Annotated in this window: 7 protein-coding genes; all 7 read left to right on the top strand. The window is 52.0% G+C overall.

What is annotated here, in order from left to right; genetic code table 11:
* The first annotated feature begins 14 nt into the window (after positions 1-14).
* The 7 genes from ACYVJQ_RS01885 to ACYVJQ_RS01855 all read left to right on the top strand — a co-directional run bounded on the left by ACYVJQ_RS01885 (position 15) and on the right by ACYVJQ_RS01855 (position 16,556).
* The gene (locus tag ACYVJQ_RS01885; protein WP_460891373.1) at positions 15-815 is read left to right on the top strand and encodes a hypothetical protein; all 801 of its coding nucleotides are present in this window, start codon (positions 15-17) and stop codon (positions 813-815) included.
* 55 nt (positions 816-870) lie between these two features.
* Positions 871-1,455, top strand: coding sequence for a DUF4468 domain-containing protein (locus tag ACYVJQ_RS01880; RefSeq protein ID WP_460891372.1), 585 nt, complete (start codon positions 871-873; stop codon positions 1,453-1,455).
* Between the two features lie 121 nt (positions 1,456-1,576).
* The gene (locus tag ACYVJQ_RS01875; RefSeq protein WP_460891371.1) at positions 1,577-2,911 is read left to right on the top strand and encodes a phage integrase SAM-like domain-containing protein; all 1,335 of its coding nucleotides are present in this window, start codon (positions 1,577-1,579) and stop codon (positions 2,909-2,911) included.
* 522 nt (positions 2,912-3,433) lie between these two features.
* Entirely contained in the window at positions 3,434-3,802 is a 369-nt protein-coding gene (locus tag ACYVJQ_RS01870; RefSeq protein ID WP_460891370.1) for a hypothetical protein, read from the top strand.
* A 598-nt stretch (positions 3,803-4,400) separates the two neighbouring features.
* Positions 4,401-8,849, top strand: a complete 4,449-nt coding sequence (locus ACYVJQ_RS01865) for an Ig-like domain-containing protein (RefSeq protein ID WP_460891369.1) — start codon at positions 4,401-4,403, stop codon at positions 8,847-8,849.
* 4 nt (positions 8,850-8,853) lie between these two features.
* Positions 8,854-9,882: a PorP/SprF family type IX secretion system membrane protein gene (locus tag ACYVJQ_RS01860; RefSeq protein ID WP_460891368.1), complete on the top strand. Its 1,029-nt coding sequence runs from the start codon at positions 8,854-8,856 to the stop codon at positions 9,880-9,882.
* Positions 9,883-10,613: 731 nt separating this feature from the next.
* Complete coding sequence (locus tag ACYVJQ_RS01855) at positions 10,614-16,556, top strand: ice-binding family protein (protein WP_460891367.1); 5,943 nt, start codon at positions 10,614-10,616, stop codon at positions 16,554-16,556.
* The last annotated feature ends 17 nt before the right edge of the window (positions 16,557-16,573 follow it).

The following is a 16,573-nucleotide window of genomic DNA, read 5'->3' as shown; positions in this document are numbered from 1 at the left end:
ATACTATATTAAATATGAAGATTTATGAATTTACCAAACCAGGTTCTTTCCTTGTCATTGATGGAAATCTAGGCAATTTCATCTCTTTGCTTATTAATATTGAAAATTCATTTTACGAGGCAAATATCGCTTTAAACTTATATCTGCAGGAGAGAAAAAAAATAGAAGATTTAATGATTCTAAGATTTAATACCACCGTGGGTGAGCAGGAGGATGAGCAAGATTATATTAGAAAGCAAGAGATTCAGAGGGATTTATTAGGCGATAATGACTTTTTCCAAATAACAAGCGAGGAAAGAGAAGAGCTATACACACAAGTGGAAATTACTTTAAAAAGAGAAAAATGGGCTTTAGGAAAAGGTCCGCGAGCGCATCAAAATTTAACTTATATCATCTATGCAAAAGCTTTCATTTACGCGTTAGATACCTTTTACAAATCGTTAGATAAACTAATAATAGAACCTGGTGCACCAAAAGAAAAGCTAGAGCAATGCAAGGACAAATTCAAAGAGTCATTTGACAAATTAGTCCAAGCTAGAAATTCTGCTCATCACACTGAAGATAGGGTTCTAGGCCTACACCATAAGAAGAAAATAGAAACAAAACCAATTCTTGGAGGACCAATCCATGCCCCCGAGGGAGGGGTGATTGTTATAAATAGCATGATTAATGGAAACTTTGCATGTACTACTTCGGATGGACATTTAGTGCAAGTAGAGGTATCAGAGGTATCTATGGAGAAGGCGAGTGTAATTATTCAAGAAGTTTTTAATGCCTTTACTTGGAAGGGCTCAAAGCAAATTGTGCCATATTAGTTAAACACCATTTTTAAATATTTTTCACCTATAACTTTATAACATCTTTAATCAAATGAAAAAAACAATTAAGAAACTAATTCTATTTATAGCTGTGGCACTTACACCACTGCTAACTACTGCTCAAGAGAAATATCCAGAACTTCCGCAGAAAGACGGAGTGATCACTTATGAGGGCGTTGTGGATATGGGAGAATCAAAATCAAAGGACATCCTGTATAAGGCAGCCCGACAGTGGTTTGTGGAAACCTATAAAGACGCCAACGCGGTTCTCCAGATGGACGATAAAGCTGATGGAAAGCTAATTGGCAAAGGCCTCCATCCCTATAGTTTTGTAAATGGCGTAAACATCTCAGAAGTAAAGCTCTCCTTCATAGTCAATATTGATGTGAAGGATGGAAAGTACCGCTACAAATTATACAGTTTTAGCGGTGAGAATAAGAATAGTAGCTTACTATCTAGTACAGCTGCCCCTTCGGTTTACAAAATTAACTATGATGAAGAGTATAAGCTTCTAAAAGAAGGGAAGCGGCCTGGCTACAGAGGTAAAATTGTGAGTGGGCTTCATAACGAAGCTGAAGCGATTATTGCTTCCCTAAATAGTGCGATGAAAAAAGCGGAAGCCTCAACTGATTGGTAATAGTCATTTAATCAGAAAATACGTATCTTCACACATGGAGAGTGGCATCTCCTCGGAATTTGGAAGACCCCTCCCTTGTGGCGGGGTTTTCTGTTTTAAGTAGAGACCGAGCAATGCCACTATGCCAGCGACCGTAAAAGTAACCCTCAAAGCCAAGGCCAAGGCCGACGGCACCCACTCCGTCCTGATCCGCATCACCAAGGACCGGGTGCCTAAGTACCACACCACCGGCATCTATATCAGCAAGAGCCACTGGAACCCCAAAGCCAGCTACGAGAAAAAGAACTGGATCAAGACCGCCAACCACGAGCACGCCCAGTACAACCACCGCCTGGATCTGGACATGGCCGGCTTCATCGCCCTGGCCGCCGTTACCGAGCACCTGAGCGCCGAAGACCTTATCAAGCTTTTCGTGGAGTTGAAAAGGAAACTTATTTCTCCTTATATAGAGTCTTCCCAGCTGACCCAGCTTTACCGGAAACTCCAGGAAGAGCCGGAGCAGGAGGCGCCCGATTTCCTGAAGCTTTTCAAGCGGGAGATTGAGCGCCTGGAGAAGGCCGGCCAGAGTCGCACCGCCCGCCGCCGCAACTCCATGTATGAGAAGCTGAGCGACTACGCCGGCGGCTCGCTGCCCATGGTGCAGCTCACCCATGATTACATGCTGGACTACATCACCCACCTGCAGACCATGAAGAAGCCCAACGCGCCGGAAACCATCAACAAAGAATTGCAGGTGTTTTCCGGAATCGCCAAGCTGGCCATGAAGCGGGGCGAGCTGCCCTACGCCCAGAACCCGTTCCCGATGGCGGTGAAGGGCAAGGGCAAGAAGAAGGCCACGCTGGATAGGGAGCAGCTGCAGGCGCTGCTGGCCGTGGAGGTGAAGGAAGAGCAGAACGTGCTGCGCCACGCCCAGAAGGTTTTCCACATGCAGTACCTGCTGTTCGGGGCCAGGGTGGGCGACGTGCTGGAGCTGACCTGGAAAGAGAACGTCACGCCCACCCACATTGACTATGTGATGCGCAAGGGCTCAGACGGGCAGCTGGGCAACGGCAAGCGCATGCGCATCAAGCGCAATGCCGAGATTGACGCAATTCTTGCCCTTTACCCAAAGGGACCGGGGTATGTCTTCCCGTTCCTGGCCCCTGAAGACCAGGCGCTGGAAAAGAAAGACCTGGACGCCTTCCTATACAAGATTGAGAAACGCACGGCCCTTATCAACCGCAGCCTGAAAGAGCTGGCGAAACTTGCGGAAATAGAAGCCAACATCTCCACCCACGTGGCGCGGCGCACTTTCGGCAACCATGCCAACGAGGAACTGGGCGACCTCTGGAAAGTAAAGGAGATGATGGGCCATGAGTCTATCAAGACCACCGAGAAGAACTACATGGACTCCATGAAGCAGGCAGAGTTTGATGCCGCCGCCGATGTGGTGTATGCCAAAAAACAGGCCGGGTGAAACATGGGTAAAACAAACTAGTGACACGGGTGCGTTTCCAGTACGCAAATACCGCCCAGAAAGCGATTAAATACAGGGTTTGCGCAGTAGAGACGCACGGGTGTGCACTTTTGTTAGTCCTGTTCCCGCTACCTCAGATGAAGAAAAAGCCTTGTAAGGAAACTTGCAAGGCTTTTTACTTTTTAGCGGGTACCAAGTAGGTGACATCCTGATGAGTTGCCCCAAGCTACCTGTTTTGAGACTGCAATTGTTTTTGCAATTTACCTCTCTCCCCGTCCTACTTCTCTGTCCTATAAACACTGGAATGAATTCTCAGGAAGGGGAAACATCCTATCAAACCATTTAAAGCCAAAGAGCATGCTTTCATTCTACCCCCTAGAAAACAGAGAAGACCTGGTTGCCACCATAGCCTTAGATTGGTGCCGTAAGGAGACACTAGCCTTATCAGATGCGGAAAAACTGGAATGGGCCAAGGCGCGGATAAACAGGAGAGAATTTTTGAAATTGGAAAAGCCCAGACAAATGGAAGACAAGCTTTTCAAACAGATGTACCTTCACCGGCTAGAAATTGAGCAATGGGGTCGGCTAGTAGCAGATGTTAGCCTGATCTGCACGGAATTCTACACCAGAAATGCCAGTAAAATAGACGCAGACACGGCAGAGCAAATAAGACAAGAGGCAGAAGCCATTGGCAAACAGTTCCCAGAGCCAACCCAGCAGGAGAAGTTGGCCAGCAAACGCCTGCAGGCCAAAATGCAGGAAGAGGCCACCTTCAAAAAAGCGACCTTTAAGGAAGGTCCAGATACCAGGCCAGACAAGATCCAGCTGGAGTTAGAAGATGGGGTGGCTTATGTTTCCAAGAAGAGCGGCTGGGTGCTTTCACAGTTCTAGCCAAGTGAGTGGCCCTGCTGTTTTCAAATGTCTTGTTAACGCTTCTGTATTTACCTTAACAAAATGCCTTTTCTATGTTCAGAGAAGGCATTTTTTTTAGCTCTTATATAGGAATAGCCTTTAGTGGCCTGGTGGCTTCTTTTTTTCACCACTTCTTTTGTTTTGGGCCTGTTTTCTGAAAAACAGGCTCAAAACGCATCGCATTATGAAAGGCCTGCTTAAAGGATTGCCACACGCTCTTACTATATCCTTCCAATACTTCGAATTTCAAGGCGATTTTAAAATACTCCTGTAAGGTTAGGTTAAGAGTTAATAGTCGAATTCCTTAGGCTCTCCCGCCTCCTGGAAGGCCTTTTTCACCGCATGTATTTAGCCTTTTCTTTTGTTCAATACTGATAAACCAATTGCCGTATTATATCTGAATATATAATTTTAACAATTAATCATTTAACTTTTTAAATATTTATTTGTGAATTCAGGTGATATTAATGGCTTATTTAATTGCATAACACTAAGATAAATTTGTACATTTATATTCTCAGCAAGACAATCCCTGCCTAGCTCATTAGTTTATTTTTAAAACAATAAAAATAATCCTATGGCAAAACTCTACCCAAGTATCTTATTCCTGTGCGTGCTTCAGTTATTGCTAAACCTAGCGGTTTATGCCCAGGATTGCCAGGTAGCGATAACGGCAGATGGACCTACTACGCTATGCCCAGGCAAGTCCCTTATCTTGACCGCCGCTACCACCAATATAGGTGCTACCTACCAGTGGAACAAAGACGGAGCTGCTATTTCTGGTCAAACTAATAAGACGCTTACGGTCACTTCCGCCGGGGATTATACGGTGACGGTGAAGGGCTCGGCGTGTCAGGAGAAAGTATCCTCACCGATGACCGTGACCGCCGGTACTTCTCCGGTAGCCGACTTCTCCTTTACCAACGATGACTGCTCCGGTAACAGCCTTAAGTTCACGGGGGCTTCTTCGGGCCAGGGTCTTTCCTATGAATGGACGTTCGGAGATCCTGCCTCTGGTAGCGGCAATACCAGTACCAGCCGCGAGCCTACGCACGCGTTCAGCGGCAACGGGATAGTGAAGTACCAAGTCACCTTAAAGGTAACCAATGCCGGTGGCTGCACCGCCGAAGTGACCAAGGAAGTTGCCCTGAACCAACAGTTAGATGCTTCTTTAGAAGATGTGGTGGCAGAGCAGAGTTTTTCGGCGCCCTTTGTCAACTGCTCGCCGGTGGCGTCTAACTACGTGCTTAAGGTGAAGAATAAATCCTCTACCAAAGGCATTAACCAGTCTTACACCATTAAATGGGGTGATGGCAAAACCGAGACTTTTCCCGCCTCTTTTCAGGAAGCGCAGCATACCTACACTACTCAGGGCGCCTTTGATTTACTGGTAACAGTTGCCGGGCCCAATGGCTGTACCGCCACCAAGAAGATACAGGTTTTCAACGGCAGCAACCCCAGTATTTCCGTGGGGAACCCCGGCAATACGGTGGGCTGTGCGCCGGTTGCCTATACCTTTCCCATTTCCGGCGTGGCCAATAACAGCCCCTCTACCACCTATGTCTTCCAGTTTGATGACGGGTCGGCTCCCTACAAATTCACGCAAGCGGATTTGCCCGCCGCCATCACCCACACTTTTCTGAAGACGTCTTGCAACAACGTCACCAGCAATGGCACCCCTAGCAATTCCTTCTCCTTAACGGCCAGCGCCAGCAACCCCTGCGGCACCACCAATGTGACGGTCAGTTCCATCCGGATTGCCGCCACTCCCGTGTCTAAGTTCGAGATTGAGCCCCAAACGCCTATTGGCTGCCTGGACACAGATTACACCCTCAACAACACCTCCATCACCGGGGCCAACATGTTCAACAACAGCACCTGTAACAGTGATGCTATTTACCAATGGGACATAAGCCCCGCTACCGGCTGGACTCTTACCAGTGGCTCGCTCACGTCTATGAGCCCGGTGGTGAAGTTCCATGCAAAAGGAGCCTACAGCATTACTCTAAAGGTGACCAACAGCTGCAACACGGCGGTGATCACCAAAAACTTCTCCATCATTGACAAGCCCGTCGCAAAGTTTACCACTAATCTAAGCCCTACCAGCCTGTGCAAGAACCTGGAGGTGGTCACCGCCAACCAATCCATTGGCGAACCGCTTACGTACCAGTGGGTGGTTAGTCCAGACACAGGCTATACCGTCACTGCCGGTTCCTTGACCAGCAAAGACCCTGTCTTCCGTTTTACCGCCAGCGGCCTTTATACGCTTACCCTAAAAGCCACCAACCAGTGCGCCACCAGCACCGCCAGTTCCCAGATAACAGTCAAAGCGCCGCCCACCGTCACCTTGCCTGGTCCCCAGACGTACTGCGGACCGCAGCAACTGGCTTTCGCAGAGGCGAATGCTATGCACAGACCTACGTACGCGGCCAACCTTGGCACCATCACTGCCTATAAATGGACCATTACGGGCGGGGCCACCTTTGTCGGTTCGGCTACGGATGCATCGCCGAACCCGGTAATTGCTTTCCCGACGGCTGGGTCCTATACCGTTTCCCTTGCCGCCACCAATGAGTGCGGCACCTCAGAGGTAGCGTCTCAGGTGATTTTTATCACGGCACCAGTCAGCAACAATACCATCAGTTCTCCGCAAACCATCTGTGACGGCATGACCCCTTCTAAACTGGTCGGTTCGGTTCCTGAGAGTAACCGGCCGGGGGCTGTCTTTACCTACGTATGGGAGCAAAGCACTACCTCTGGCACCGCCTCAGATTTCACGGTTATACCCGGTGCCCAGGACAAAGATTATACTCCTGGCTATCTCAGTAAAACCACCTGGTTCAGGAGGCTGGCCTCTACGGGCGGCTGCATCAGTCCCTCAGAGGCGGTCATGATCAAAGTAGATCCTTTGCCGGCCGCCCTTTCCTCTAACAGTCGGGTTATCTGTGAGGGAACCAGCACCGTCTTAACCATCAATGGCACCGCTCAATGCCAATGGTTTGACCAACCTTCCGGCGGAACCGTTTTAGGCGCCAGCACTTCCTTCACCACCCCGGTCTTAACAGCTACTACCACCTTTTATGTGCAGGTGCTCAATGAAAACGGCTGCCCCAGTCCGCGTACGGCCATTGAGGTGATTGTCAATAAAGCAATTGGCAATAACATTGCCTCCGCAACAGGCGACCAGGTTCTGTGCGGCGGTGCCACTCCCACTACCCTTATTGGCTCTGTGCCGGCCGGAGGAGACGGCCGGTATACCTTCTTCTGGGAAAGCAGTACCACAGGGCCTAAACAAGGCTTTACCCCGGCCCCAGGCGATAACACCAAAAGCGAGTATTCTCCCGCGGGCATTACGGCCACCACCTGGTTCAGGCGCAGGGTAACGGCCGGGCCTTGTGCCGCCAGCGTGAGTGAACCGATCAGAATTCTGGTGGTGCCGGCCCTGGCCAACAACCAGATTTCACTGGCGCAGTCTATCTGTGCGGAAAGCCTTCCCGCCGCCCTCATCGGCTCACAGCCGCAAGGTGGGGAAGGAAATTATGTGTATGTATGGGAAAGCAGCACCATAGGCCCTTCTACTGGTTTTGCGCCGGCCGCAGGCAATGCCCAGGGCAAATCTTACCAGCCGCAGAGCTTGAGCCAAACCACCTGGTTTAGAAGAAGGGTGGTGTCTGGGGGCTGTTCAAATACGTCTGCCACTGTACAGATAACGGTGGTACCGGCCATCGCCAATAATACCATTTCAGCTGGCCAAACCATTTGCCGGGGTGACGCCGTGCAGCCTCTTACTGGTTCCGCGCCCACGGGAGGCATTGGCACCTACACATTCCTCTGGGAAAGCAGCACAGATGGCATTAGTTACGCGCCCGCCGCAGGGGCCAACCAGGCAAGGGATTACACCCCGGGCCAGGTGACCAGAGATACCTGGTTCCGCCGGGCGGTTACCTCGGGGCCTTGCGCGGCTACTAGCAGCAAACCGGTGCAGATCTCGGTGATCACGCCCATTACCAATAACATTATCCAGAAAAACCAGGAAGTATGCGCCGGCGTGCCTGTTGCCGCGCTGCAGGGCTCTGTGCCTACCGGCGGCGGGCCCAATATGCTATACCGGTGGGAGGTAAGCACCACGGGGCCCTCGGGGCCTTTCTCATCGGCAGCAGGCAGTAATGCGGGTTTAAGCTATGAGCCGGGCGGGTTGCAGAAAACCTCATGGTTCAGGAGAGTAGCCGTGGCGCCGCCCTGCCTGGTACAGCCCAGCAATGTGGTGGCCATTACCGTCTTCCCGCTGCCTGCACCCCCGGCCCTAACTTCAGGATCTCTGAAGGTGTGCCCCGGCGAAAAAACTATCCTGACCGTGAACAACCCCGGTGCCCGGATAGAATGGTATGACCAGCCCTCCGGCGGAAGGCTGCTTGGTACCAATATCTCCTACGTAACCCCTTCCCTCACCCAAACCACCACCTACTACGCGCAATCTTTCTCTGTGGAAGGCTGCCCCAGCACCAACCGGACCGCGCTAAAGGTAGAAGTGGTGCCGCCCATGGCCAATGCCGGGCCAGACGTGACCATTATCCAGGGGCGGTCAGTCAAGTTGGAGGCTACCGGGGGCGTGAAGTATGAATGGGCGCCACCTACAGGCCTGTCTTCGGCTACTTCTGCGGCGGTTACGGCCACACCCCAGGAAACAACTACTTATACTGTCACGGTCAGGTCAGCGGAGGGCTGTTATTCACAGGATGAGGTGACCGTAACGGTGCTGCCGCAGGTATTCATTCCTAACGTGCTCACGCTTAACAAAGACGGCATTAATGACCATTGGGAAATTCGGAACATAGAGAAATACCCTAACTGCAAGGTGGAGGTGTTTAACAGGTGGGGCGCAAAAGTCTTTTCCTCACAGGGGTACGGTGTCAAATGGGACGGCACCTACCAGGGGAAACCGCTGCCGGTGGCCGCTTACTTCTATGTCATTTATCTGGGCAACAAAGAAGAACCCATCTCGGGAAGCATCACCATTATCAACTAAGGCCATGAGCGGAAGAAATTTCTCTTGCCTTACCCTGCTTTTTGTCTGTGGGGTTTGCCTCCAGGCCAACGGCCAGCAGAAGGCCCAGTTCAGTCAGTACATGACCAACAGTCTGGTCATTAACCCGGCAGTGGCGGGCATTGAGAATTACATGGACATCAGGTCTTCTTACCGCAAGCAGTGGGTGGGGGTGGAAGGGTCGCCTACTACGTTTTACACCAGCGTGCACGCCTCTATTGGCAAAAGCGATCGCAACGCGCAGGGGCGGGGCAAGATAAGCCCGCGCACCAGCAAAAAGGGAGTCAACGTCAACAAGAACAACAAGTTCCATAGGGTAAGACCGCACCACGGGGTGGGTGCTATGGTGCAGATTGACCAGGCTGGGCTGTTGAAGACCAGCACCGTTAACCTGATGTACGCCTTCCACTTGCCGCTTACCAGCACGATTAACCTATCTTCGGGCATTTCTGGGGGCGTACTCCGGAACAGCTTCAACACAGGCCAGGCCCGGGCCATTGATCCTTCAGATGCCTCGCTTGCTGGGGAGATGATCAACATGACCAAGGCAGACGTGAGCATTGGCACCTGGCTTTACACCACCAACGCGTTCCTGGGCATTTCAGCGGCGCAGCTGCTTAACAGCAGCAGTGATTTCAAAGCCCCGGTAGACCATGTGCTGTCAGGAAGGCTGGTGCCGCATTATTTTGTCACCGCCGGGTACCGGCTCAAGGTAAACGACCTCACCCTCATCCCTTCGGTTCTTTACAAGAAATCTAACCCAGGCACCGGCGCCATAGACCTGAACCTGAAGACCATGTACAATGACCGTATCTGGCTGGGGGTCTCCTACCGTGACAAAGATGCCGTGGTGTTCCTATTTGGGTTAAACGTCAGCCACATTCTGGACGTGGGGTATTCCTATGATTTGCCCACCTCCAGCCAACTAGAAACCAGTGCCGGCTCTCATGAACTGATGTTGGGCATTAAAGTGAACAACAAGAACAAGGTGTTTTGCCCCGAATGGATATGGTGAAAACTTACTAGTAACTATCTAAAGATACCTGCCTTCAGTTTAAAGCCTGAGGTAGCCTGAAGCTGTTTTGGGCCTGTTTTTCAAAAAACGGGCTTAAAACAGCTTCAGACTTTTGCACTTTCCTTTTCCATGCCGGCAGCTTTTCTTCCAGAACCAGCTTTCCTTATTATTCTACCGCATTTTAGCGCCTGCCGCGAAGCATGGGCAACCGCCTGTCCCGCGCGAAAGATCTTTCTGTGACAGGCCAAAGTAGAAGTGCGTTTCCGAGCCGTTTTTTGCCAAAACAGGGCAAAACCAATTCCCCTGCCGCAATTGCCAAATACCGTAACCACTGATCTTTCTCCTGTTCAAATCTTTTCCTTCTTCCGGGTGCTGAGAAAGCCGTTTAGAGAAGTTTTTTATTCATACTCTAAAAACCTCATTCTTAACAAGATGACACCCATTCCCTTTCCTTAAATATTAAAGATAACATATATAAATTTTACTATTGTATTCCATTTTATCTTTATAAATTTGTGGGGTTATAAAATTTGTACTTAAGCAATTTACTGCTCTGGTTATACACATCATTGCTGCTTCTTTTAAATCAAAGAATTTTAGTATTTAACCTTTAAAAGGAATTATTAGGCAAGGATTTTATAATTATATGTATAAATCAAATATCAAATTAAAGATTATCAAGCTTTTTGGACTTACGCTTCATAAAGCAGATTTATAAAAAGGGAGTGTGTATGAAGATACGGTTACTGTTATTCTTTCTTTTCTTTCTGTTAGGGTTTGGGGGTTACGCGCAGCTAGGGACCGGGTTTAAGACATTGAACGGACTTTCTGTAGCGGGTGCCAAAGGTATTACTTCCCACGGCAAGACTATTACTGGTTTGAATGTGCCTGCCACGGCAGAGCACCAGGCCAAAGCTGTGGAAGAAATAAGCGCTCTGTACGCGGCACTGCAACGTCAGCAGCCCACGGCTACCTTGTCGGGGGGTAGCCTGTCCGGTGCCAAGTTAGCGCCGGGCGTGTACCGGGTAAATGGCAACCTGCACCTGCAGAAATCACTGGAGCTCCTGGGTGGTAAGCAGCCGTATGGGGTGTTTGTGTTTCAGGTGGAAGGAGATCTTTCCGTAGACCCTGCGGTGGCTATTGAGTTGCGCCAGGGAGTAAGGGCCAAAAACGTATTCTGGCTGGTAAAAGGCAAAACCTCACTAGGGGCCAGAAGTGCCTTCAAAGGATCGGTTATTTCCCAGAACGCCATTGAGGCTGGCAACGGCACTACCGTAGAAGGCAAACTGCTGAGCCAGGCGGGTGCCGTTACCCTTTCCAATACCGCCATCGCCCCGCTGGGGTCAGAAAACATTGCCGACCTGGAAATAAAGCACGTGGTGAGCAGCGGCCCCTACCGGGTGGGTCTGGAAGTGACCTATACCATTACCCTCACCAATAACGGCCCCGACAAAGACACTAATGTGGTAGTGAACTTTGAGATGCCCTCCGGGATTCAATACCTTAGCTCTACCACCTCAGAGGGAACCTCGTTTGATCCGGTCAGGAGAGAGTGGGTCTTAGATAGATTCGCCAAGAACGGGTCTGCCACCATGGTGGTGAAGGCCAGCATTGTTAAAACGGAGTTCTCTACCACCGTGGCCACTGTTACCGGTGATGGCACAGATCCCAACATCAAGAACAATACCTCTGAGCTATCTATCTGCGCCACGCCCTCCAAGCCCGGCGACATTAGTGGCCCTACTACCCTGTGTATTAGCACCCCCGGCAATGTCTACAAAATAGCCACTGTCTCCGGGGCCCGTAAATACACCTGGACGCTTCCGGCGGGTTGGGTGATTACCTCTGGAGTAGACACCAACACCATCACCGTAACCACTGGCGAGACCGAGGAAACCGGCACCGTTACCGTGAGGCCGGTAAACGCCTGCGGCGATGGCCCAGAAACCACCTTCACTGTTACCACTGTTTCTTCGCCGCCACCCATGCCTTCCAGCATTACTGGACCCAAGGAAATATGCGCCAGCCAGGAAAATCTTACCTATTTCATTAACCCGGTAGACGGAGCTGTTTCTTACACCTGGGAAATTCCCGCGGGTTGGGCCATCGTGTCCGGGCAGGGTACACCTTCTGTCACCGTGAATACGGGCAGCACCGGCGGTACCGTGAAAGTAACCGCCACCAATGGGTGCAGCAAAAGCGCCAGTAGTGAAGTAAAGGTTACCATAGCGCCGCCGGCGCCCCAGGCTCCGTCTCAGATCACGGGCCCGGGTCAGGTCTGCGCCAATGCCACAGGTCTGTTGTACCAGGTGGAAGGCGTCCAGAATGCTACTGGCTACACCTGGACGGTTCCGGTTGGCTGGACTATTGTCAGTGGGCAAGGCACGGCTTCTCTGGTTGTTCAAGCCGGCACAGCTGGCGGGGAGTTTAACGTGAAAGCCCAAAACAGTTGCGGTACCAGTTCTGCCATTTCCTACGCGGCTACTATTTTCTCAGAAGTGCCAATGGTAGGGCCTATTGTAGGGAACGCAATGCTTTGCGCCACTTCCCCAGACCAAACCTATGCGGTGGAAGAGGTAACCAATGCCTCTACTCTCACCTGGAGCGTACCTGCCGACTGGCAGATCGTTTCGGGGCAGGGAACAAAAAGCATCAAGGTAAAGGCGGGCACCAGCGGAAAGGTGCAGCTAGTAGCGTCTAATGCCTGCGGCACCGGGGCCGCGTCTGAGTTAAACATCTCGGTGAGTACCCAGCTTCCGGCCACGCCTACCATCATTACAGGCATACAGGCCCCCTGCGTAGCGCAGGAAAACGTTCGCTATTCCGTAGAACCGGTTTCCGGGGCTACCGGCTACACCTGGACGGTGCCCTCCGGCTGGACCATTATCAGTGGCCAGGGAACGGAAGCTCTAGTTGTGAAGGCAGGCGCTACCGCCGGGAACCTGACAGTGACCGCTAACAACGGCTGCGGAAGCAGCTCCACCCGCAGCCTACAGGTAACCCCTGCTACCACTGCGCCGGCCGCCCCGGCTGCCATTAATGGAGAAACTATTCCATGTGTAGACGGGCAACAAACCTATACTGTAAGTAATCCTCTCCCTGGGTTCACTTACAACTGGACCGTGCCAACGGGCTGGAGCATCATCTCCGGGCAAGGTACCGCCATGGTGGTAGTGAAAGTGGGAACTAGCGCAGGCCAATTACAGGTCATTGCTGGTAATGGCTGCGGACAAAGCACCGCTACCTCTTTGTCTGTGGCACCTACCAAGGGGTCTCCTTCCTTAACCGCGTCTATTGAAGGAGAAACCGCAGTCTGTGCCGGTAACAGCCAACTTACCTACAGCATTTTGGCGCCCGCCACCGCTTCTGGTTTTAACTGGACTGTACCTAGTGGCTGGACCATCCTCTCAGGACAAGGAACCCGCGAAATAAAAGTACGGGCAGGTGCCGCCGACGGTACCGTGCAGGTAACCGCTGCCAACGGTTGCGGCCAAAGCGCGGCCCGCACCCTGGCCGTGACGGCCTCTTCGGCTACCCCACCCACCCCAGGCAAAATAACCGGTATTTCTGATGTGTGCGCCAACAGCGGGGAGGCTACCTACTCTATCACCCCAGTAGACGGTGCCACCACCTACACCTGGACAGTGCCTTCCTCCTGGACTATTGTGCGGGGGCAGGGAACCCCTACTTTGGTGGTAACCATAGGTACCAGCACTGCTCAGGTAGGCGTAGTTGCCTCTAACACCTGCGGTACCAGCGCCGCTTCTGTCTTGAACGTGAACATGTCTCAGGCACCTCCGGCCAAGGTGGGGCCAATTGCGGGGGAAACCTCGCTTTGCGTCTCTACTACCACGCGTACTTTTTCGGTGCCGGAAGCCGAAGGGGCCAAAGGATATACCTGGGTCGTCCCCACTGGCTGGACCGTTCTTTCAGGACAGGGAACCCGGTCCATTAGCGTACAGACCGGAAACAACAATGGCTACGTGAAGGTAACCGCCTTCAATTATTGCAGCACTACCGCAGACTCTAGCTATGTCACCCTTTCGCAGCCTTTGTCTGCTTCTCCAACCGCCATTAAAGGAGAGACGGCCCCCTGCGCATCAGAAACACCCGTTACTTATTCAGTTGATGCGGTAATTGGCGCCACACAGTACACCTGGACGGTTCCCGCCGGATGGGAGATTACCGGCGGGCAGGGAAGTGCCGCTATTCAGGTAAAAGCAGGTACCGGGGCCGGGGCCATCACCGTGGCCGCCGCCAACGCCTGTGGACCCAGCGCCGTGGTCAGGTTAGAAGTAACCCCTCAGACAGCCGCCGTTACCCCCGCAGAGATTACAGGGCTAACCACACCTTGCGGAGGCGGTACACAGCAAACCTATAGCGTAAAGAATCCCATAGCCGGGGCTACCTATACCTGGGCCTTGCCTACAGGTTGGGAATTTGTGTCTGGTCAGGGAACAAGCAGTGTAGTGGTGAAAGCCGGAAATGCCGCTGGAAATATTTCAGTGCAGGCGTCCAATAACTGCAGCACCAGCCCTGCCAAAACATTGGCAGTGACGCCCGCTTCCCTGCAACCGGCCACCGACCCTATTCAGGGGGTGAATACTGTATGCGCCGCGGCCGTGCAGTTGTACTCGGTGGTGGCAACAACGGGTGCTACCAGTTATCAGTGGCAGGTGCCTGCCGGCTGGACCATCCTTTCGGGGCAGGGTACGCATGAGGTGCAGGTAAAGGCCGGGTCTGTTTCTGGCGAGGTTTCCGTGAGTACCCAGTACAGCTGCGGCCCCGGAGACAAACGCGTGTTAACGGTGAACGTAGCCCCAGACAATCTGACCGCGCCAGAGGCCATTACAGGAGCCAACGGAGTCTGCAACAACCAAACCCAAATCACCTATTCCATTCCTCCGGTAACGGGAGCTTTAACCTATGACTGGAGTGTGCCAACTGGCTGGACCATTGTGTCTGGGCAAGGTGGTCTTTCTATTCAAGTAAAGGCAGGCACCACCGGTGGCCAAATAAGCGTAGTTGCTAAAAATGTGTGTAATACCAGTACCGCATCTACCAAACAGGTAAGCGTATCTGGAAACGTGGCACCAGTGTTGGGAGCTATTACGGGCCAATCTGCGGCCTGCCCTACCTCCAGGGTGACGTACCAGGTGGCCGAGGTAGAGGGAGTCACTTCCTATACCTGGACCTTACCGCAGGGTTGGACCATAGAAACAGGGCAGGGCACCCACGTCATTACCGCGCTAGCCGGAACCACCAACGGAACCATAAGCGTAGTAGGGAAAAACGGATGCGACCTTTCTTCTACGGCCAGTGTGCTGGAGGTAGAGGTACTACCCAATTCCCTGGCTAACCCAACTCCTATCCAGGTGATTGCCTCGTCCCTTACCCCCTGTTCAGGACAAAGCGGTTTGGTGTTCAGCATTGCTCCGGTAAACGGCGCCACTACCTATGAATGGAGCTACCCGGCAGATTGGAAACTGGAAGGAGGCCAAGGCTCCACCGTTCTTAAATTAACCGCCGGCAACACCGCCGGGAAAGTGAGCGTGGTAGCTAAGAACGCCTGCGGCCAAAGCCAGGCCCAGACGGTGGCCGTTGCCCCAAGCACGGGAGTACCGGTCATTAGCGGAGAGATTACTGGAAGTCCTTTTGTCTGTGCCAACGCAGGTTCTGTAACTTATAGCCTTAGTGGCGCTTCTGGTGCAGACCAGTATTTCTGGACCGTACCTACTGGGTGGACGCTGGTAACAGGACAGAACTCCAGCTCTATTACCGTTATCCCAACCACGGCCGGGGGACAGATTACCGTTAAAGCCCAGAACAGCTGTGGTATCAGTGCAGAGAAAAACCTAACCGTTTCTACCAGCACTGGTCAGGCAGTAAAACCAGGTATTATCACCGGCCCTGCCGCCCTGTGTGCTTCAACTGATGAGTTGGTGTACAGCATTACCGCCGTGAACGGAGCCTCTGCCTATGAGTGGACCCTGCCGGCCGGCTGGAAACTCATAAGCGGCCAAGGTTCTACCAGTATTAAAGTTACCGCCGCTGCAGGCACCGGTACCATAAGCGTAAAAACCGTTAATGGTTGCAGCACCAGTGAACCATCTACCCTCACCGTAACGGTGTCACCGCCTTTGGCCGTCAACCTGCAAATCACAGATGAGAGCTCTGTTTGTCTGGGCAACCAGTTCTCGGTGCCCGCCAATCCTGGGGTTACTTTTACCTGGAGCATTGTTACCACTGAAGCAGGTTGGTCTATCTCCTCTGGGCAGGGCACCAATAAAGTGACGGTAAAAGGACCGGCCAATGCCACCCTTTCTTCTGCCAAAATTTCCGTGACCGCCAATAACGCTACCTGCTCCGTGAGCTCTGGGGTGCATGACATCAATCCTAAATACCTGTCTCCTGAGTTGAACGTGCCTAATGTTTTCTCTCCCAACAATGACGGCAAGAACGACCTGTGGGTGGTACGAAACCTGGAGGAGTTCCCAGAGAATGAGTTGGTGATTTTGAACCGTTGGGGCAGTGAAGTGTACCGCATGACAAAGTATCGCAACAACTGGGACGGCGGTGGCCTGGCAGAAGGCACTTATTTTTATGTATTGAAAGTACGCCTCTGCGATACCCAGGAAGTGATTCACAAAGGCTATGTAACCTTGATGCGCTAGAGATGATGACGAGGAGA

The sequence above is a fragment of the Rufibacter soli genome (assembly GCF_054781795.1).
Note: the sequence above shows the minus strand (reverse complement) of the source record. Positions and strands in the feature narration are given on the sequence as shown.